The sequence below is a fragment of the Candidatus Eremiobacteraceae bacterium genome (assembly GCA_036511855.1).
In the GTDB taxonomy this organism is placed as follows: Bacteria; Vulcanimicrobiota; Vulcanimicrobiia; order Eremiobacterales; family Eremiobacteraceae; genus JABCYQ01.
The window spans coordinates 12,686-31,041 of sequence record DATCBN010000039.1; the positions used below are offsets into that span (position 1 = coordinate 12,686).

An 18,356-nucleotide genomic window follows, 5' to 3' on the forward strand; every position below is an offset into this window, starting at 1 on the left:
GGGAGATACATTTGTTTCATGACCCTTTCCTCACGCACGTGTGTGCGCTAGACAAGGGACTGGAACAAATTGGAAAAGATTATTTTGGCTCGACGATCGCATCCTGGCGAAGCATCGCGCGAAGCGCCCTCACCGCGCGGCCACGATGAGAAACTACATGCTTGCGCTCATCGCCCGCCTGCGCGAACGTCATGCGATACGGCGGATAGACAAAGATCGGATCGTATCCAAATCCGGCATCACCCGCAGGGGCAAGAGCTATTGAACCCTCGACTTCTCCGCGAGAAACAACCGGCTCCATGCCCGGCACAACCAACGCACACACGCAAACGAAGCGCGCGCGCCGGGCAGGATCGCCAAACGAATCGCATGCCGCGATGATGTGCGCATTCCGTTCCTGCCACGAACTGTCCACCGAAGGCGTGCGCGCAGACAAAACGCCCGGTCCCCAACCGAGCGCCTCCACTTCGAGGCCGGAATCATCGGCAAGCGCCGGCCCGCTACGTGCAAAGGCAAGCGCACGCGCCTTCAACAAAGCATTGGCTTCATAGGTCGAGCCTGTCTCAACAACCTCGCTATACTCCGGACCGGCCGCGACAAGCAAAGGCGGATCCGGCCCCCACAGCACAAGCAGCTCGCGCAGTTTCCCCGGATTGTGAGTCGCGACCGCCACCGGCACGCGCGGATCGAGAAGCACCTACAGGCCGCGCTCCAGCTTCAGCACCGCCATGAACGCCTCTTGCGGCAGCTCGACGTTGCCCACTTGCTTCATGCGCTTCTTGCCCTCTTTCTGTTTTTCGAGCAGCTTGCGCTTGCGGCTGATATCGCCGCCGTAACACTTGGCGAGGACGTTCTTGCGCATCGCCTTCACAGTCTCGCGCGCTAAGATCTTGTTGCCGATGGCCGCCTGGATCGGCACGTCGAACATCTGCCGCGGGATCACTTCCTTCAAGCGCTCCGCCAGTTGCCGTCCCCACGACGGCGCGTTCGCGGTGTGCACGATGAACGACAGTGCGTCCACCGATTCGCCATTCAACAAAATATCCAGCTTCACCAACTCGCCGGGGCGATAGCCGATCACCTCGTAGTCCATCGACGCATACCCTTTGGTGCGCGACTTCAACTGATCGAAGAAATCGATGATGACCTCGGCAAGCGGCAGGTCGTAGACGAAGATCACGCGTTGGGGCGAGATGTAGTCCATCGTCACCATCGTACCGCGCCGCGATTGGCACAAGTCCATGACGGTGCCGATGTACTCTGCCGGCGTGATGATCGACGCCTTCACGTACGGCTCTTCCATCACGGCGATGTTGGGCGACGGCGGCAACTTCGCAGGATTGTCGATCGACAACATCTCGCCGGCTGTGGTCAACACGTGATACACCACCGACGGCGCCGTCGCGATCAGCGACAGATCGTATTCGCGCTCGAGCCGCTCCTGCACGATCTCCATGTGCAGCAGGCCTAAAAAGCCGCAACGAAAACCAAAGCCAAGCGCGATCGACGACTCCGGCTCAAACGACAGCGCGGCGTCGTTCAGCTTCAACTTCTCCAGCGCGTCGCGCAAGTCGCCGTAGTCATCGCCTTCGTTGGGATACAGGCCACAGTACACCATCGGCGTGACTTTGCGATAACCCGGTAAGGGCACATGCGCAGGCGCATCCGATCCGGTCAGCGTGTCGCCGACGCCGATGTCCGAAACCGCCTTGATATTCGCGATCACGTAGCCGACTTCTCCCATGCCCAACACCTTGCCGTGCACCATGCGGGGCCGGAACGTTCCGACTTCGAGCACTTCGAAGATCGTGTCGCCGGCCATCGAGCGGATGCGCGTCCCCGCCTCGAGCAAGCCGTCGACGACACGGACATACAAGATCACGCCGCGATACGTGTCGAAGAACGAATCGAACACCAGCGCCCGTAAGTGATCGGGACTGCCCTTCGGCGGCGGCACGAGCCGCACGATCGATTCGAGAATTTCGCGTATGCCGATTCCCTCTTTGGCCGACGCCTTGATGCAGCGTTCTTTCTCTATCAACAAAGTATCTTCGACGTCGCGGATCACCGAATCCGCGTCGGCCGCAGGCAGATCGATCTTGTTGATGACCGGAATGATCTCCAGCTTCGCCTCGGTCGCCAAGTAATAGTTCGCGAGGGTCTGCGCCTCGATGCCTTGCGCTGCGTCGATCACGAGCAGCGCGCCTTCGCACGCCGAAAGAGAGCGCGAGACTTCGTACGTGAAGTCGACGTGACCGGGCGTGTCGATGAGATTCAATTCATACGTCTTGCCGTCGTCAGCAAGATAACTCAGCGTGACCGGATGCGATTTGATCGTGATGCCGCGCTCGCGCTCGAGGTCCATCGAGTCGAGGACCTGCGCTTCCATCTCGCGGCCGGCCACCGTGCCCGTGATTTCGAGCAGCCGGTCAGAAAGCGTGGTCTTGCCGTGGTCGATGTGCGCGATGATGCAAAAATTGCGCACTTCCGCGTTGGCGCGCTGCGGCGTTATCCGGTGGGACATGTCGGCACGTAATGGGCGATTGCTTGCAAAACGAACAGCGCGGCCAGGGGCGAGAGGTCCATGCCGCCCAGGATCGGTATGATCGCTTGGAACGGCAGCAATACCCCGTCGGTCAACCAGCGCAGCAGCGTCGCCAGCCCCCGAGGTACGTCAGGCACCCAGGACGCGACGACGCGCGCGAAAATGGCGGCGCACTCGGCCATCAAGACGAAGCGAGCCACATCGAAGAACGTGCAGATAAATCGCTCGTACAAAGGGTTGATATGTGGATCGCTCCCCTGAATATGCGAGCGGCCGACTGATCTAGTCGACCGCAACCGTACCCTAGCCGTCGGCGTCTGCTCGTTACTGGGCCGCCACTTGCGCCGGGATGCCGTCGAGGAACGGCGTCGGATCTATGGGTTTGCTCCAGAGCAGTATCTCGTAATGGCAGTGAGGACCCGTGGCGAATCCGGTCGCGCCGATCTCCGCGATTTCTTGGCCCTTATGAACCGTCTGCCCTGCGCTCACCAGCATGCGCGAGTTGTGCCCATACCACGTCACGTAACCATTGCCGTGATCGAGGACGACCTTGTAACCGTAGCCGCCGTCCCAGTCGGCCGATACAACCGTGCCGCTCGCGGTCGCATAGACGGGCGAGCCGTAATCATTTGTGATATCGACACCAGGATGAAACTCCGAATCCGGATACGACCGATAACCGAAGCCCGAAGACACGTAGCCTTGCGTCGGCCACATCGAAGGAATCGCGTCAAGATAGCGCTGATGCGCTTGAACCGCTGCGAGGCGAGCATCCGCAGCCGATTTCGCTTGCGACTTAAGCAAGCTCTCTTCAACCCACACGTGATTCAACTGCACGTTGAGCGCGGCCAACTGCTCCGACTCGCTTGCAAAAGAAATCGGCCCGCCTTCGCGTCCTCCGGTGAGCCACTGCGCGAACGCCGACCAAAGCGGCGACACCGTGCGCGCCGAAACGCCGACCCGCGCCGCATGAGATTGCGGCTGCATGCCCGCGCGCTGCGGCGTTATCAGCATCGTCGCTTTTGCCGGCGTCTTCTTCGCCCCGATCCCCGTCAGCGTGCGGATCTCTTTTTCATTTTGCTGCAGCAGTTTGAGCCGCTTCCAAATCGATTGCGTCTGTTTGGAAATGTCGGCGAGCTGTTTTTTCTGCTGCGCGTCCATGCGCTGAAGCGTCTGTACCTTCGCTTCCGCCGCATGCACCGCGCCGACATGGGACACCATCAGCGCGATGCAAAGCAACGCGGTGCATAGCGCCGTGACGGCCAGATGCAAATGAGAAATCTCGATCTTGTATATCGATTCGGTGTGGTGAGGGATGATTTTGATAAGGAGCCGCTTATGCGGCGAGAGCAAGAAGTTTTTCACACGACTCCCCTGTAGTGCTTGCATCGCTTGCCAAGGGAGCTCGCGCCGCATCCATTACGTCGCGTCAGGCGCGCTTGCGGCTCGCTATCAGGCCTTGTGCCTGGGCGAGCGCGTCGCGCTCTTCAGTGCTCACCTCTTTGTCGGCAGTGAAATTCCGCACCGCCTTGGCATAGGTCCGAACTTCTTCGCGCGAGTAGATGCTCGACACGATGAACCCATTGCCGCGCTCGTCACACACCGCGAGCGCATAAGAGAGTTCCGATCCCACGTCTGGAAAGGCGTTGAAACGCACGAACCCGACGTTTTGTAGCGCACGTCCCGCCTGCGATTCCAGCGAGGCGAGCCGGCTCTTCAGCTCTGTAAGGTCCGGTGGGACTGCGGTTGCGCCGGGCTCCGCTCTGCGCCTAGCCGCTCCGAACCGTGGACGGGCAATGCCCCAATGGTACAGCCCGATTGCGACTACCGCGAAAAGGGCACCGGCAGCAAATTGCGGGGTGGTCGCCGCAGCCGCGAGGCCGTCGATAAACGTTTGAAATGCGTCGGTCATCAAGCCGGCCTCCGATGGGCTTCGAATCGGGTCAGGTGAGTCCTGCCCTTGCTGATCCACTGTGACCGCCGTGTCCCGGGCGCGCGACGACGATCACTCTCTTCTATGCCAAAGCTGGGGGAGGCTCGTGCCCAGAGCTTTCCGCGGCACTCGAAAGGTCCCGCACGCCGCTGCTACCTTCCGGTCCTGACGGGGTTAGCGGGTTTTCGTCGCGCGGGCCCTGGACGGTCGACGCCTCCCATGCGAACGGAGAGGGAGGGATTCGAACCCTCGAGACGTTTTAGGCGCCTACACGCTTTCCAGGCGTGCCTGTTCAACCACTCCAGCACCTCTCCGCGCGGAACGAAAGCGGCCGACCTTCGCGGTCGACCGTTGCGGTTTCCTGAAGCGACGAATTCAAGCCGGGCCTGCGCCTTCCTTGCTCAAGCCGTTTCTGTAGGAGGGCAAGCATCGCTTGCCCATTTGGGTGAGCGATGCTCACCCTACTACAACAAAGGATGGCCACTCTTTGCGTGGCTTCATCAAAACGCTGGCGGAGAGGGAGGGATTCGAACCCCCGAACGGTTTTTAGCCGTTACTCGCTTTCGAGGCGAGCGCGATCAACCAACTCTGCCACCTCTCCGTACACAAGATATCGTCAAAGCTCGAGGCCGTCCTCGCGCTTCGCTTGGAAGAATGCCTTCAGCATCGCCGATGCTTCGTCTTGCAAGATCCCCTTTTCGACCGTGATGCGGTGATTGAGCAGTGCACTGGCCGTCACATCGAAGACGGAACCGGCGCCTCCACCCTTTGGATCCGAGCACGCATACACCAGGCGCGCGATGCGAGCGCCGACGCACGCGCCCGCGCACATGACGCACGGCTCTTTGGTGACGTAAAGCGTGGCGTTCGCTAAGCGCCAGCCCTTCTGCCTTGCGGCGGCCTGCCGGAGCGCGACGATTTCAGCATGAGCGGTCGGATCGTGGTTGGCTTCTTTCTGGTTGAATCCGACAGCTGCGATCTCACCGTCGATTGTCACCACTGCTCCGACGGGCACGTCGCCGCGAGCTCCCGCGATCTGCGCCAGCTCGAGCGCCCTGCGCATCATCGCGGTGTCGTCGACGGCCATATCCTCCGCGGATCGAATCTGCGCCCGAGTGGGCTCGAACCACCAACCTTCGGCTTCGGAGGCCGACACTCTATCCAGTTGAGCTACGGGCGCGGACGTGGTGCCTCGGGCAAGACTCGAACTTGCGACCAAGGGCTTATGAGTCCCCTGCTCTACCACTGAGCTACCGAGGCAGGCACCGAATTGTGCGGTCGTCGGCCCTTTCGAGGAACCGGCGACCGCTGATGGATCGCGCTCGGAGGGACTCGAACCCCCGACCTCCAGATTCGTAGTCTGGCATTCTAATCCAGCTGAACTACGAGCGCGTACTGTCCTGGCGGAGAGAGAGGGATTCGAACCCTCGATAGCGCCTTAAAAGCACTATAACGGTTTAGCAAACCGCCGCCTTCAGCCAACTCGGCCATCTCTCCACGAGCCGCCCGTCAGTTTACCACAACCGGGGCACGCACATCAAGCGCGCGGCACCCGGCGCCCAAGCCGTGCGATGATCTGTGTGATGGATTCGGCAGCATCCGGGTGAGCCAGAGAACGAGCTGCGCGCCGCATCCGCTCCAACGCTGCGGCATTGCCGAGCAAGTCGTCGATCGCCGGCGCAAGTTCGCGCGATGTCTGCACGCGAATGCCGACGCCGCGCTCTTGCAGATACCGCGTGTTGCGTTCTTCTTGCCCCGGCAACGGGCGCAGCATGACGAGCGGGAGTCCGGAAGCGAGCGCTTCCGAACTTGTGAGCCCGCCAGGCTTTGACACGAGCACGTCGGCCGCGCGCATGTAATCGCACACGTTGTCCACGAATCCACGCACGACCACCGGATGACGAAGCCGTTGGGCGACGTCCGCGAGCCGGCGCTCGAGCCGCTCGTTCTTGCCGACTACCACGACCGTCTGCACATCGAACGATACTTCGTCCAATGCGACGAGCGCTTTTTCAAGCGGACCGATGCCGAGACCGCCGCCCATCAAGAGCAGCGTGGTGCGATTGCGTTCGATGCCGATGATGTCGCGCGCCGTCGATTTAGAAATCGGCCGGGCGAATTTGCCGTCGATCGGGATTCCAGTCACGCGCACGCGGTCGGCCAGCACGCCACGCAAGACCAGCGCTTGTTTCATGGCATTGGTGGCGACGGCGTACGCATCGATGTTCTTATGGATCCAGAACGGATGCACGACGAAATCGGTGACGATGCCGATCACGGGCGGCGCGTCGCTGAATTCGCGTTTGTATTCCGCCATGACGCCGCACGGGAACGCGTGCGTGCAGACGACGACGTCCGGCGCGAAATCTTCCATGTACTGGCGCATGTTGACAGCGGTATAATGATGCAACCACGACTTGAACGCCGATACTTTCGTCGCTCGCTCGGCCTGCTCGTAGATATAGCGGTAGAGCTGCGGCAAGACCTTGACCATGCCGAGGTAGCCGTTGCTGGCAACGCGATGGAAAACGTGAGATGCGTAGCGGTACGAATCGACGACGTGACATTGCGCGTCCGGCCAGCGATCGATGGCCGCGAGCGAGACGGCTTGCGCGGCGGCCGTATGTCCTTCGCCGACGCTTGCAGAGAGGAATAGAATAGTGCGCGGCCGGGCCGCGATGGGAAGCCTGTCGGACTCCAGCTGGAGCGCTATTGCTCGTCCTCCGCTACCGCGTCGCTTGCCTGCTCGAGAAAATCGTTGAGGATATCTTGTGCCAATGACTCGTTTTCCACAAGGCCGCCGGTCTTGTCCGTGACGATGAACTCGTCCGCCGCTTCGCTATAGCATATCGCGAAGTGCGCGCCCGAGTCTGAGTCTTCGATGATGCCCACGACCTCGAATTCGCGCTCGATTGGCGCCGTCTGCGGGTTCCCATTTGCCGGGCCGCCGACGATGATGCGATCCTGAAGCTCAAGTTCCTCGGCGTGCGCGTGATGCTCCATGTTCACCGTCGCGGTATTCGCGTCCCGGGTATCGGGTTCATTTTTGACCCGCGGTCATGGCAAGAAGCGGCGCTCGGCAGCTTGCTGCTCGTCGAGCGTGTTTGAGAACTGGTGCCGGCCCTTGCCTTTGTACACATAGTACAGATACCCGGTCGCGGCCGGATGAAAAGCGGCATCGAGCGACGCCCGGCCCGGGTTGGCGATCGGCGTTGGTGGCAAACCCGCGTACAGATACGTGTTGTACGGACTGTCGATCTTCAGGTCCGCGAACGACAGCGCCGTCTTGTGCGTAGGCAGCGCGTACTCGATCGTCGCGTCGACCTGTAGCGGCATGCCTCGCCGCAACCGGTTGTAGTACACGCTTGCCATCAGCGGCCGCTCGACGTCGACCTTGGCTTCGCGCTCGATGAGCGACGCGGCCGTCACCACCTGCGGCACCGTCCGGCCAAGCTTTCGCGCCGCGGCGGCGTAGTCTGGGGGAAGCTCACGCATGAATCGCGCGGTGAGTGTGGCCGCGACGTCGCGCGGCGTCGCGTCGCGGCGCAATTGATAGGTGTCCGGAAAAAGAAAGCCTTCCAATCCGCGCGTCGTGACCGCGCCGAACTTCATGTTCGTCGAGCGCACGACCGCCATGAACTCATCGCGCGTTCCAATGCCGCGCCGTTGAAGCACGGCGCCGATTTGCGAGGCCGTGAAGCCCTCGGGAATCGTGACCCAAATCGTCGGCGGCCGTCCGCCCGCTTCGAGCACGCCGACAACGGTCGCAATCGATGAATGCGGCGCAAAATCATAATCCGCCGCCTGGATGTCGCGCCCGCCGCCGCGCACGCGGACAAACGCTCCGAACGCAGACGCGGAACGGATCACGCCGGCGTCTTCGAGTTGACGGCCGATGCCGGCGACGCTGGTTCCCTGCAGAACTTCCAGCGTGACCGCTTGTGCCGGCAGCGCGGTATCGGCTTCGACAAGCCACCACGCATAGCAACCCGCGGCTAGCGCAAAAACAACGATGGTGCCCAGCGCCGAAATAATCGCGGCGCGCACTACGGCTGGGCTCTCCGTTGCTGCGCGAGCCAGCCCTCCAGGATCTCGACCGCAGCGAGCCGGTCGACGAGCACGCGCCGTTTGCTGCCCGACAGCCCGGTGTCCAGAAGCTTCCGATTTGCCGCCGCGCTTGTGAGGCGTTCGTCGGCTGTGACCACGGCGCCGTCGAACGCGTCGCGCAGCGCCGCCACGAATTTGTCCATTTTTTCGGTAGCGGGACCATGCGAACCATCGAGCTTCAACGGATAGCCGACGACCAAGGTCTGCGCGCTTCGCTCCGCAGCCAAAGCGACGATCCTGCGCACGTCCTTATCACGCGACGCGCTGTCAATGGTGCACAGCGGCATCGCGGGGAGATCATCACCCTCGCAAACCGCCACGCCGATGCGCACCGAGCCCACATCCAGACCCAAGACTGCGCCCTTCACGACCGGTCGGCCGCCAGCAGCGACCTCGAGCGTTTGCCGAGATGATGCAAGACGAATGGGTGCGTGATCGATGCGAGCGATGCGAACGCTTCATGACCTGCGAGGTCCGCGAGATCGGCCGATGCGAGCGTGCGCAGCGCGGCAAGCTCGCGCGACGTCACCGTGAGCGATTGCTCTCCCGGGCGGCGGGAAACTTCGATCAGTGCGGGATCTTGTGCGCACCTGCGGCATATCAAGCCGCCGGCAAAAGGCGAGAGCGTGGCGCGGCCTCCGGCAAGAGGCCTGCGCCCAAGCTGATCGCCGCATCGTGCGCATGCCGCCAGCTCTGGCGCTAAGCCGAGCGCCGCAAGGACGTGGAGGTCGACCGCCGCCGCGATCGCTCCCGGCGAGATGCCCGCCGAAAGCGCGTCATGCGTCTCGCGCACGACGTCGAAAAGTTCCGGCACGGCCATGCCGCTCTCGCAGAGATCGTCGATCGCCGCCGCGACGTACGAGGCAAACGCGAACGCGTCAGGCTCGACGATGCGTTCCCACGCGCCGCCGACGCTGCTCGCACCGGTCACGATTTCGAGACTCCGGCCGGCATGCAGCGTGATGATCGCGCGATTGAAGAAATCGAGGCGGGCTCCGAACTTGCTCTGGGTCTTGCGCGCTCCCTTTGCGACGGCCGAAATCTTGCCGCGCTCGTGCGACAACAACGTCAGTATCTGATCGGCTTCGCCGAGCGGCCTGCGGCGCAGCACGATCGCTTCGACGGTGTAGGTCTTCACGCGGTCACGTTGGGAGGGCTGTGCTTGAGAAAGACTCTGGCTAGACCCCGCTGAGTTCGGGGGCGCGCCGGTCGTCGCCCATGCCGCGCCCGGTGAAAGCCGAGGGCACAAGATCGGCAAGCGACAGCATGACGTACGAGCCGTCGGGCTTGCAGCGGAGAACGGGCAGGTCGGCGTTGAATTCGGAAAGCACTTGGCGGCACGCACCGCACGGCGTCACGCCGAGTGTGTCGGATGCGGCGATGGCGATAGCAGCGAACGATCGCGCACCGGCGGCTGCGGCCGCCCCGAGTGCGACTCGTTCCGCGCACATGCTCAATCCCAGCGATGCATTTTCAATGTTCGCACCGGTGTAGATGCGCCCATCCGCGGAGAGCAAAGCGGCGCCTACATGGAACTGCGAGTACGGCGCGTACGCGTTCAGCCGCGCTTCCCACGCCTTGATGACCAACTCGTCGATTCGCGCATCGTCAAGTCTCGGCACGTGCTCCTCCTACCGTTGTCCTTGCCTAAGTGTCGCGCGACGAAGCGCCAGGGCGTGAACCGTTTGGCGCTGTCGGCGGTTTGATTCGGACCGACAGCAGCCTTCTCCCGGCGGTTTTTTCTACGACTAATGTCACGCCGCCGTCGATTGCGACTTGCTCGCCCGGCAGCGGCACCCGACCGAAAAGGCCGAACGTATAACCGCCAATGCTCTCGAAGTCCTCGGTCGGCAGGTGCAGCCCGAGCTGGTCGTTGACGTCGTCGATCCCCATACGGGCGTCGACGACCACCTCGCCGTCCGGCAGCCGTACGATATCGGGCGCTTTGTCGCTCTCTTCCGCGTCGTACTCGTCCATGATGTCGCCGACGATCTCTTCGAGCAGGTCTTCCATCGTCACGAGGCCCGCCGTCCCGCCGTACTCGTCGACGATGATCGCGACCGACACTTTCTCGGCCTGCATCTCGCGCATGAGCTCGTCGATCTTTTTGTTCTCCGGAATCGCCTTTATGGGACGCATGAGCGGGCGGAGCACGCCGTCCTGTTCGCCCCGGCTCACGGCGATAAGCAGTTCGCGGTCGTGGACGACGCCGATGATGTGGTCGATGTTGCCTTCATAGACCGGAAGTTTTGAATAGCCTTCCTTGATGACCAGATCGACGGCCTTCGTGATAGGCTGGTCCACGTCTGCACATACCATATCGGTTCGCGGCGTCATGACCTCCCGGACCACGGTATCCCCCATCTCGAAGATGGAATGGATCATCTCCTTTTCTTCTTCTTCCAAGACGCCTTGCTTTTCGCCGACCTCTACCAGCGTGCGGATATCGTCTTCGGTGACATACAGTCCCTTGGCGCTCGGCTTTCCGCCGACGAGCCGGATCATCCAGTGGGTTATGAACAGCATGAATTGCGTGATGGGCCACAGCACAAAGCGGGCCGCCTTTAAGAACGGTGCCAGCCGCGGCCCCCAAATGGTGGGATTCTGGACCGCCACCATTTTCGGAACGATTTCCCCGAAGATGAGCACGCAGACAGTCATCAGGACTGTGGCCCAGAACACCGGCTTTGTGATGCCCGCCGCGATGGCAAGCCACGTGGCGAGTGAATCACCCACGAGCAAGACGATGACGTTGCCCACGAGGATCGTGGTCAGATAGAGATCGCGGCCGTCATGCAGCCGCATCAAGTCTTGAGTTTTTTCGTCCGCGGGGCGCTGCAAGATGCGCACGCGCGTCAAAGCCAGCAGCGCAGCTTCAGAGGCGGCGAAAAAGCCGGCAAGCGCTATCAAGAGTATCACGCCGACGAACGCCAGCGTTTTTGGATCGATCACGCGTGAATTTCGTCCGGCAGACTGCCGGACCGCCTACTGCCGGATGTGTCCGTCATAGCTCCTCTGGTACTTAATGCTTCGCCGCGGCGCAAAGGATTACTTGCCAAGCAGCGCGCTGCCGTAGACGAAGACGCCGACGATTCCCGCCGCGATAGCGGCCACCAAGACCGCCGCTGCGCCGGCGTGCTTGGCCGCGCGCGCGAGCGGGTGGTTTTCCGGTTGGTACAGATCGATCGCGTGCTCCAGACAAGTGTTGAACAGTTCGGCGGTGAGCACGAACGCGCAGCTGAGTGTCACAACCGCCCATTGCCATGGACCGAATCGCAGCGCGAGTCCGCCGGCGACGGCGACGGCGGTGAGCACGAACTGGATGCGGAAATTCGGCTGCTCGACGAGCGTATGATAGATGCCGTCCACTGCATCGATCACGGCGTGCGCGAACGAACGATCGCTGCTCACGATGCGGTCAACCTCGACACGAGTCGCCTCGTAAGCCCGTGCATGCGCGCGGCCTCGCGCCGCTCGTGATGATCGTACCCGCACAGATGCAGCGTACCGTGGACGAGAAGGCGCACCACTTCGGTCTGCAGCGGCGCATCGTATTCCCGCGCTTGGCGTCGCGCCGTCTCGACCGAGATCACGACGTCGCCGAACGGCTCTCCCGCGTCCAATCCGTTGCCGATATCGAACGCAAGCACATCGGTGGCTTGATCCTTGCCGCGGTATTCCCGGTTCAACTTGCGGATCGCGCTATCGGTGGTGAGCACGACCGTGATGTCGCCGCAGACCTTCGGCGCGGCATGCGCCAGAGTGGCCAGCGCCGCGGTCGCAAGCGCCGTTCGTCGCACGCCCCGCCAGGGCTTCGCCGCCTTGATCTGGACGCGCGGGCCCGTGCCGGGCGTCCGTTTAGCGCTGCCGCCGGCCATACGCCTCGATGATGGTGCGGATAAGCGGATGGCGCACGACATCGGCTTCCGTCAGCCGGACGACGGCGATATCGCGCGACGAACCGAACAACGATTGTGCCCGAAGCAGTCCCGAGCCCGATGGATTGGGCAAGTCTATTTGCGTATCGTCGCCGCAGACGACCATTCGCGACCCGGCGCCGATGCGCGTGAGGAACATCTTCATCTGCTCGTCGGTCGAGTTCTGCGCTTCGTCGAGGACGACAAACGATTCCGCGAGCGTGCGTCCGCGCATGTACGCAAGCGGCGCCACTTCGATCTGTCCGCGCTCGAATGCGCGCTGCACCGCTTGCGGTTCCATGATCTCCCCCAGGGCGTCGAAAAGCGGACGAAGATACGGATCCACTTTTTCCTGGAGGTCGCCCGGCAAGAAGCCGAGTTTTTCGCCGGCCTCGACCGCTGGCCGCGAGAGCACGATGCGCTGCACTTTGCCCGACCGCAATGCTTCAAGCGCCAGCACGACCGCGAGAAAGGTCTTGCCCGTACCGGCGGGTCCGATGCCAAACGTCAACGTGTTCGCGCCCACCGCCTCGACGAATGCGCGCTGCCCCGCGCTTCGAGGGCGCACGGGCCGGCCTTTGCGCGTCACCGCAAGCGGTTCGGCCGTTTCGGCACGCTGGTTTTCGTCGATGTCGGTCGCGAGCGCGTGGCCGACGTCCTCAACGGTGAGTTCGCGGCCGTCCAACGCCGCGCGCACGAGCCGCTTCATAGCCGCCGCGGCGGTCGAGACGGCGCGTTTGTCGCCTGCGATCACGATCTCATCGCCGTTCACGTGCACGCGCGCAAGCGTCGCGCGTTCCAGCGCGTCGAGATTCGCATCGAGATGTCCGAAAAGACGCAAGCGGTCGTTGAGCCCGCGGATGGAGATGATCGATTCGGATGTCGCTTGGGCCAACGTGATCCTTTGCGGACTTACCAGTCGCTCGCGCTTTGGTTGCCTGCACGCAGTCCGACGGGCGGCCCGATGATGGCCGCCGCGATGATCGCGGCTGCGGCGACGGTCGCGCCTTCGGTCACCAAAAACTGCCGCCCTGCGAACGCAGCGCCTCTCGCGCCGCCTCCGGAAGATCCAAGCGCGCTCGGTGAGTAAACGGCGAATCCGGAATCGAGTCCGGGCGTATCGAACGCAGGCATGGTCGGCGCTTCCATGGGGGTGAGCGACGTCATCGCCTGATCTGCCGGCGGTGCGGAATACGGAAGCGCTGCCGGTCTTTGCACGGCGGGCGCCGGGCTCGGCATTACAGCCGCTTGCATTCTCGTCCGCAAGGCGCGCGCGGCCCGCTGCGCCGCCGCGGTCCGGGCCACGCTGTCGCTCTGCGCCGCTGCGGCCTCTATCTGCGCGCGAACCGCATCGGGGCCGCCGGCTGCAGCTTTCGCTTTCGCTACCGCCTTACGCACCGAGTTGATCGCGCTCACCACCCATAAGATGACGAAAACTGCGATCAGAAATCCGGACATGTGCCGCCTACGACGTCGGCGGATTCGTCGGCGAGGTCGGCGGCGTCCCACCCTGCTGCCCGCCGCCCGTCGACTGGCCTGCGATCGTCTGCCGCATCTCGGTGTCGGCGAGCACGTTTCTCATGCGGTAGTAATCCATCACGCCGAGGTTGCCGCTGCGAAACGCCTCTGCCATCGCTGCGGGGACCAACGCCTCGGCCTCGACGACTTTGGCTCGCATCGCCTGCGTCTGCGCTTTCATCTCTTGTTCTTGCGCAAGCGCCGCGTACTGGCGTTCCGCGGCTTTGGCCTGCGCGACCCGGCGGTCGGCTTCCGCTTGCGCGGTTTGCAGGTCGGCGCCGACGTTGCGGCCGACATCGACATCGGCGATGTCGATGGAGACGATCTCGAACCCGGTTCCCGCATCGAGTCCTTTTGAGAGGACCGTCTTGCTGATGTGGTCGGGGTTCTCGAGCACTTCTTTGTAGTCCAGACTGCTGCCGACCGCCGCGACCACGCCTTCGCCGACGCGCGCGATGATCGTGGCTTCGCCGGCGCCGCCGACGATGCGTTCGACTTTAGTTCTGACGGTGATACGCGCCTTGACGTTCAATTGAATGCCGTCTTTGGCCACGCCCTGAAAGATGGGCGTCTCGATGACTTTCGGTGTCACGTATGCCGCCAGCGCTTCCTGTGGATTGCGGCCTGCCAGATCGATGGCAGCGCCCTGACCCCAATCGAGGGTGACCTGCGCGCGTTGCGCGGCGATCAAACTCCCGATCACGACGTCGATGTGGCCGCCCGCCATGTAGTGCGCGATGAGTTGGTCGGTGGTGACGTGCACGCCGGCCTTCGTGGCGACGATGAGGTTATTGACGATGATCGACGGCGACACGCGCATGATGCGCATCCGCACGAGGCTGAAGATGCCGAGGGGTACGCCGGCGGCGCGAGCGCTGATCCACAACCCGAACGGGAAGTAGTACAAAAAAATCATGAGCGCGATGAACGCGAGGACGGCGACGAACAAGAAAAACAAGCTTGGGCCTTCCATTCCTGTGATTCGCTCCTAGCGCTCTCGCGCGTAGCCTAAAGTGCTGGAAAGTTGCGGAAGCGGTCGACTTCCTTTCGGGCGCGCGCGACACCCGCCGCACGCTCGCGGCTTACAACCGTTTGACGACGATCGTCGCGCCTTCGACGCGATGCACGATCACTTTGGTCTGCGGGGGCACGAAGTCGCCCTCGGTCTGCACTTGATAGCGCTTGCCGTCCACCACCACCACTCCGGCGGGCCGGAGCATGGACTCAGCGACGCCTTCCTTACCTACTAGGTACGTCGGCGCAGTGGCGGCGACATAGCCCTCAGATGGCAACTGTGTACCCGCGAACGCGAACTTTCGTCCGAGCGCGCTCTCCGGCAGCCAGCGCAACAAGAAGATGAATATCGCGATCGAGACGATGAGAGAAATGGCCGTCGTCGTCAGACCCAATATCCAAACGCCGCTTCCAAATGCGAGCACGATGCTCGCAAGGATGAGCGCGCTTCCGGTGAGACCCGATATCCCATGGCCGGGCAGCACGTGGAATTCGAACAGCAATCCGATGACGCCGAGTCCGAACAGTGCGGTGATCACCCAATTCGACGTGCCCGCGACGACGTGCGCGCCGAAGAAGAGTCCGAGCGCTGCGACGCCGATGATCCCGGCGATGAGATGCATCGTCTGCATCTCGACGAGGATGCCCAAGAATCCGATGGTCAGCAGCAGGCCCGACACCGCGGGCTGTGCGACGAATTCGGCGATCCGTTCGCCCCAGGTCGGCTCCGAGATCGCGATGCGCGAACCCGAGAAACCGGCGAACGCCAGTGCGCCATCTTGCGTGGATTCGATCGCGTCTGCATAACCGTGCGTGCGCGCTTGCTGCGGATTGAGAGAAAGTATCTGCCCCTTTTTCTTCAGGCCCGGGATAACGACTTCGGGATCCACGAAACCGGCCGCGATCTGCGTGTCGCGATGGTGAGCTTGGGCCAAACCTTCCATCTTGGACCGGAACGCCGCGATCATCTTCTCATCGACCGGACTCTCACCGCCTACGCCTATCGTGATCGGGAGCGCGGCGCCCAGACTCGATCCGGGTTCCATGATGATCTTATCGCAGGACAGCGCGATGAGCGCGCCTGCCGACCAAGCGCGGCCGGTGACGAACGCGATCGTCGGTATGCCAACGTCCGTCAGTGCCTGACTGATGTCGAGCGCGTCGTCCACTGACCCGCCGTCGGTGTTTATCCGCACCAAAAGCGCGCTCGCGCCGTTCGCCCGTGCTTCGTCGACCGCGCTCGCGACGCGATGCGACATGCCTGCGTTGATCTCGTCGTCGATGTCGACCACTTGCACGAGCCGCGCGGACGGCGCGCTCGCGCCGGCGCTGCCCGCTATCGCAAACCACGGGACGAGGCCAACCGCGATGAAGGCCGCGCACGCGGCCATGCGCAGCGGACGCAGCCGACGCGAACGAATCACGTTGCAGCCCTCGCATCCATGGCGGCGTGAACAGCTTCCTGAATCGCCTTGCCGGGCGCTTTGTCTTTGAGCGCGGCCATGGCAGCCTTGATCGCTTCCGGGAATTTTGCGTCGGCGGGCAGCGAGCGAACGAGCTCACCGACGTGCGAACGAATCTCGTCGGCGGATAGCTCTTTGGGAAGATATTCCATCAAGATGACGCGCTCGCGCGACTCTTTGTCTGCGAGATCCATGCGGCCGGCTTTGGAATACTGTTCGATCGAGTCGTCGCGCTGCTTGACCTGCTTGCGCAATACGTCTTCTTGGTCAGCGTCCGCGAGGGCGGCCATGGCGTCGATCTGCTTGTATTTCATGGCCGAGATCGCCATGCGAATGGTATCGGTACGTTCGGCGTCGCGCGCTTTCATCGAGGTCTTGAGGTCGGCATGGAGTCGCTCAAGGATGCTTGGCATTCTGCTCCATTTGGCGTCTGTGGCCAAAAGTAAGGGCGACCTTTCGGACGCCCCAAGGAAGAACCTTTACCCGTCAAGCCCCTACGTGCGCCGCTTGCGCGCCGCTGCGGACTTCTTCTTCTTGCGAACACTCGGCTTTTCATAGTGCTCGTGGCGGCGCGCTTCAGCGAGCACACCGGCCTTTTGACAAAGCTTCTTGAACCGCTTGAGGGCGCTCTCGATGGACTCGTTCGGACCGACTCTTGTTTCCATATTCAACACACCCCCTTCGCCTTCGGCGCGCCTTGGCGCGTCCGTTTGCTAGCGCTTGAGACACGAGAAGCGGGCCTTCAGCCCGCACCCGGTACATTTATAGCGACTAGTTGAGGCACTGGTTCGAGCTATCGGATGGTGCCCCTTGCGCACCAGCGCTGTACCGGCGGGTTCCGGCTTGCGATTTCAGGCAAAATCGAAAACGTTCCGAATTTCGGGACGGCCCAGGGCTAGCTTCGGCCGTGGCACGTGCCGCCGCCCGCGTCTGCGAAGCGCTCTCCGGGGATCGGCACGAATTGCCAATCGTAAGCCCCCGACCGCAAGGTCATGAACAGAATCCCGTAGGTGGTCCAGTTCCGCACCAAGCTGTTGGCAGCCGTCCAGCTGAAAAAATCGTGGCTCTTGCCGCCGGTGCCGACGACGAATTCTCGGATTCCGCGAGCTTGGTCGAGCTTGCCGTCGGGTGTTTGCGGCGCAAAGCGCTCGTAGTCGTGATCGTGGCCTCCCAGAACGACATCGGCTCCGGCGGCGTAGAGGTCATCCCAAAACGCCGTGTATTGCACATCCGAATGATGGCCGCCCGACGAGAATCGCGGCTGATGCCAGAACGCGAGGGTGCACGGATCCCTGTGATTTGCGAGGTCGGTGCGCAGCCAGCGCTCCTGTGGAGATCCCGTGTCGCAGCCGCCCACCTCGTCGCAGTTTCCATTGAGTGAGACGATGTGCCACGCGCCGAGGTCGATACTGTAGTAGCCTTTCGCGGCGTCTCCGGCTCGCGCACCGAAATACGCGAAGTATCCGGCTGCGTCCGGCGTGTAGTACTCGTGGTTGCCGGGCGTCGGATACGTGATCGACTTCAGCTTGCCCCACGACAAGTCGTACGAGCGCGCGAAGCCGTCCGTTGTCGCGCTCTGGTATTGCTCGTCGCCGAGCGCGAGCACCGCGTCCACATGTCTGCCCTCGATCAGGCGCGCGGTATCGGCCATCCGGCACCATCCGAGCAGCGTTTTGAGCGTCCTGTCGATAGTGCCGTACGGGTCGCAAGCGATGTCGCCGGCGGCAGCGATCTCGATATTCGGTTGTGCGGCCGGCGCCGGAGATTGGAGCGGCTGCGCGAGCAGCGCTAGAGCAAAGATAAGCGCGAGCATCGTCCGTCTTTATTCCCGCTGCGGGCTCGGCCCTGGCGGTTGTCGG

General features: G+C 62.6%; 22 protein-coding genes, 6 tRNA genes and 1 other RNA gene. All 29 read right to left on the bottom strand.

Annotated elements, in window-relative coordinates:
* Positions 1 to 79: 79 nt before the first annotated feature.
* The 29 genes from VII69_05455 to VII69_05595 all read right to left on the bottom strand — a co-directional run bounded on the left by VII69_05455 (position 80) and on the right by VII69_05595 (position 18,310).
* Complete coding sequence (locus tag VII69_05455) at positions 80 to 697, bottom strand: non-canonical purine NTP pyrophosphatase (protein ID HEY5094544.1); 618 nt, start codon at positions 695 to 697, stop codon at positions 80 to 82.
* On the bottom strand, positions 698 to 2,524 hold the full coding sequence (gene lepA, locus VII69_05460) for a translation elongation factor 4 (GenBank protein HEY5094545.1): 1,827 nt from the start codon (positions 2,522 to 2,524) through the stop codon (positions 698 to 700). It abuts the gene before it with no gap.
* A complete protein-coding gene (locus VII69_05465; protein ID HEY5094546.1) occupies positions 2,509 to 2,778 on the bottom strand; it encodes a YggT family protein in 270 nt (89 codons plus the stop codon). The genes lepA and VII69_05465 overlap by 16 nt, the downstream gene beginning before the upstream one ends.
* 91 nt (positions 2,779 to 2,869) lie before the next feature.
* Positions 2,870 to 3,910: a M23 family metallopeptidase gene (locus tag VII69_05470; GenBank protein ID HEY5094547.1), complete on the bottom strand. Its 1,041-nt coding sequence runs from the start codon at positions 3,908 to 3,910 to the stop codon at positions 2,870 to 2,872.
* 64 nt (positions 3,911 to 3,974) lie between these two features.
* Positions 3,975 to 4,457: a DUF4446 family protein gene (locus VII69_05475; GenBank protein ID HEY5094548.1), complete on the bottom strand. Its 483-nt coding sequence runs from the start codon at positions 4,455 to 4,457 to the stop codon at positions 3,975 to 3,977.
* A 126-nt stretch (positions 4,458 to 4,583) separates the two neighbouring features.
* An RNA gene (gene ffs, locus VII69_05480) (signal recognition particle sRNA small type) lies at positions 4,584 to 4,683 on the bottom strand.
* A 21-nt stretch (positions 4,684 to 4,704) separates the two neighbouring features.
* Positions 4,705 to 4,792: transfer RNA gene (locus VII69_05485), tRNA-Ser, on the bottom strand.
* Positions 4,793 to 4,987: 195 nt separating this feature from the next.
* Positions 4,988 to 5,079 (bottom strand) — tRNA-Ser (locus VII69_05490).
* A gap of 15 nt (positions 5,080 to 5,094) precedes the next feature.
* On the bottom strand, positions 5,095 to 5,565 hold the full coding sequence (gene tadA / locus VII69_05495; protein HEY5094549.1) for a tRNA adenosine(34) deaminase TadA: 471 nt from the start codon (positions 5,563 to 5,565) through the stop codon (positions 5,095 to 5,097).
* A gap of 19 nt (positions 5,566 to 5,584) precedes the next feature.
* Positions 5,585 to 5,658: transfer RNA gene (locus VII69_05500), tRNA-Arg, on the bottom strand.
* Between the two features lie 5 nt (positions 5,659 to 5,663).
* Positions 5,664 to 5,738: transfer RNA gene (locus VII69_05505), tRNA-Met, on the bottom strand.
* Positions 5,739 to 5,795: 57 nt separating this feature from the next.
* A tRNA-Arg gene (locus VII69_05510) sits at positions 5,796 to 5,870 on the bottom strand.
* A gap of 9 nt (positions 5,871 to 5,879) precedes the next feature.
* Positions 5,880 to 5,975 (bottom strand) — tRNA-Ser (locus tag VII69_05515).
* A 40-nt stretch (positions 5,976 to 6,015) separates the two neighbouring features.
* Positions 6,016 to 7,257, bottom strand: a complete 1,242-nt coding sequence (locus tag VII69_05520; GenBank protein HEY5094550.1) for a glycosyltransferase — start codon at positions 7,255 to 7,257, stop codon at positions 6,016 to 6,018.
* On the bottom strand, positions 7,188 to 7,487 hold the full coding sequence (locus VII69_05525; protein ID HEY5094551.1) for a hypothetical protein: 300 nt from the start codon (positions 7,485 to 7,487) through the stop codon (positions 7,188 to 7,190). The genes VII69_05520 and VII69_05525 overlap by 70 nt, the downstream gene beginning before the upstream one ends.
* A 48-nt stretch (positions 7,488 to 7,535) precedes the next feature.
* Positions 7,536 to 8,525, bottom strand: coding sequence for an endolytic transglycosylase MltG (mltG, locus tag VII69_05530; GenBank protein ID HEY5094552.1), 990 nt, complete (start codon positions 8,523 to 8,525; stop codon positions 7,536 to 7,538).
* A complete protein-coding gene (ruvX, locus tag VII69_05535) occupies positions 8,525 to 8,953 on the bottom strand; it encodes a Holliday junction resolvase RuvX (GenBank protein HEY5094553.1) in 429 nt (142 codons plus the stop codon). Before ruvX ends, mltG begins: the two co-directional genes overlap by 1 nt.
* Entirely contained in the window at positions 8,950 to 9,723 is a 774-nt protein-coding gene (recO, locus tag VII69_05540) for a DNA repair protein RecO (GenBank protein HEY5094554.1), read from the bottom strand. The genes ruvX and recO overlap by 4 nt, the downstream gene beginning before the upstream one ends.
* Before the next feature lie 40 nt (positions 9,724 to 9,763).
* Positions 9,764 to 10,207 carry a cytidine deaminase gene (gene cdd / locus VII69_05545; protein HEY5094555.1) on the bottom strand — a complete coding sequence of 148 codons (444 nt, stop codon included), beginning with the start codon at positions 10,205 to 10,207 and terminating at the stop codon, positions 9,764 to 9,766.
* Between the two features lie 25 nt (positions 10,208 to 10,232).
* A complete protein-coding gene (locus VII69_05550) occupies positions 10,233 to 11,537 on the bottom strand; it encodes a hemolysin family protein (GenBank protein ID HEY5094556.1) in 1,305 nt (434 codons plus the stop codon).
* 96 nt (positions 11,538 to 11,633) lie between these two features.
* Entirely contained in the window at positions 11,634 to 11,996 is a 363-nt protein-coding gene (locus VII69_05555) for a diacylglycerol kinase family protein (GenBank protein HEY5094557.1), read from the bottom strand.
* Positions 11,993 to 12,463 (bottom strand): rRNA maturation RNase YbeY, encoded by a 471-nt coding sequence (gene ybeY, locus VII69_05560; GenBank protein ID HEY5094558.1) that lies wholly within the window; start codon positions 12,461 to 12,463, stop codon positions 11,993 to 11,995. Before ybeY ends, VII69_05555 begins: the two co-directional genes overlap by 4 nt.
* Positions 12,444 to 13,397, bottom strand: a complete 954-nt coding sequence (locus VII69_05565; GenBank protein ID HEY5094559.1) for a PhoH family protein — start codon at positions 13,395 to 13,397, stop codon at positions 12,444 to 12,446. Before VII69_05565 ends, ybeY begins: the two co-directional genes overlap by 20 nt.
* A 17-nt stretch (positions 13,398 to 13,414) precedes the next feature.
* The gene (locus tag VII69_05570) at positions 13,415 to 13,960 is read right to left on the bottom strand and encodes a hypothetical protein (protein HEY5094560.1); all 546 of its coding nucleotides are present in this window, start codon (positions 13,958 to 13,960) and stop codon (positions 13,415 to 13,417) included.
* A 7-nt stretch (positions 13,961 to 13,967) separates the two neighbouring features.
* Positions 13,968 to 14,978 carry a flotillin-like protein FloA gene (gene floA / locus VII69_05575; protein HEY5094561.1) on the bottom strand — a complete coding sequence of 337 codons (1,011 nt, stop codon included), beginning with the start codon at positions 14,976 to 14,978 and terminating at the stop codon, positions 13,968 to 13,970.
* Positions 14,979 to 15,102: 124 nt separating this feature from the next.
* Entirely contained in the window at positions 15,103 to 16,458 is a 1,356-nt protein-coding gene (locus tag VII69_05580) for an NfeD family protein (protein ID HEY5094562.1), read from the bottom strand.
* The gene (locus tag VII69_05585; protein ID HEY5094563.1) at positions 16,455 to 16,910 is read right to left on the bottom strand and encodes a GatB/YqeY domain-containing protein; all 456 of its coding nucleotides are present in this window, start codon (positions 16,908 to 16,910) and stop codon (positions 16,455 to 16,457) included. The genes VII69_05580 and VII69_05585 overlap by 4 nt, the downstream gene beginning before the upstream one ends.
* 81 nt (positions 16,911 to 16,991) lie before the next feature.
* Positions 16,992 to 17,162 (bottom strand): 30S ribosomal protein S21, encoded by a 171-nt coding sequence (gene rpsU / locus VII69_05590; GenBank protein ID HEY5094564.1) that lies wholly within the window; start codon positions 17,160 to 17,162, stop codon positions 16,992 to 16,994.
* 230 nt (positions 17,163 to 17,392) lie between these two features.
* Positions 17,393 to 18,310 (bottom strand): metallophosphoesterase, encoded by a 918-nt coding sequence (locus VII69_05595; GenBank protein ID HEY5094565.1) that lies wholly within the window; start codon positions 18,308 to 18,310, stop codon positions 17,393 to 17,395.
* Positions 18,311 to 18,356 lie beyond the last annotated feature (46 nt).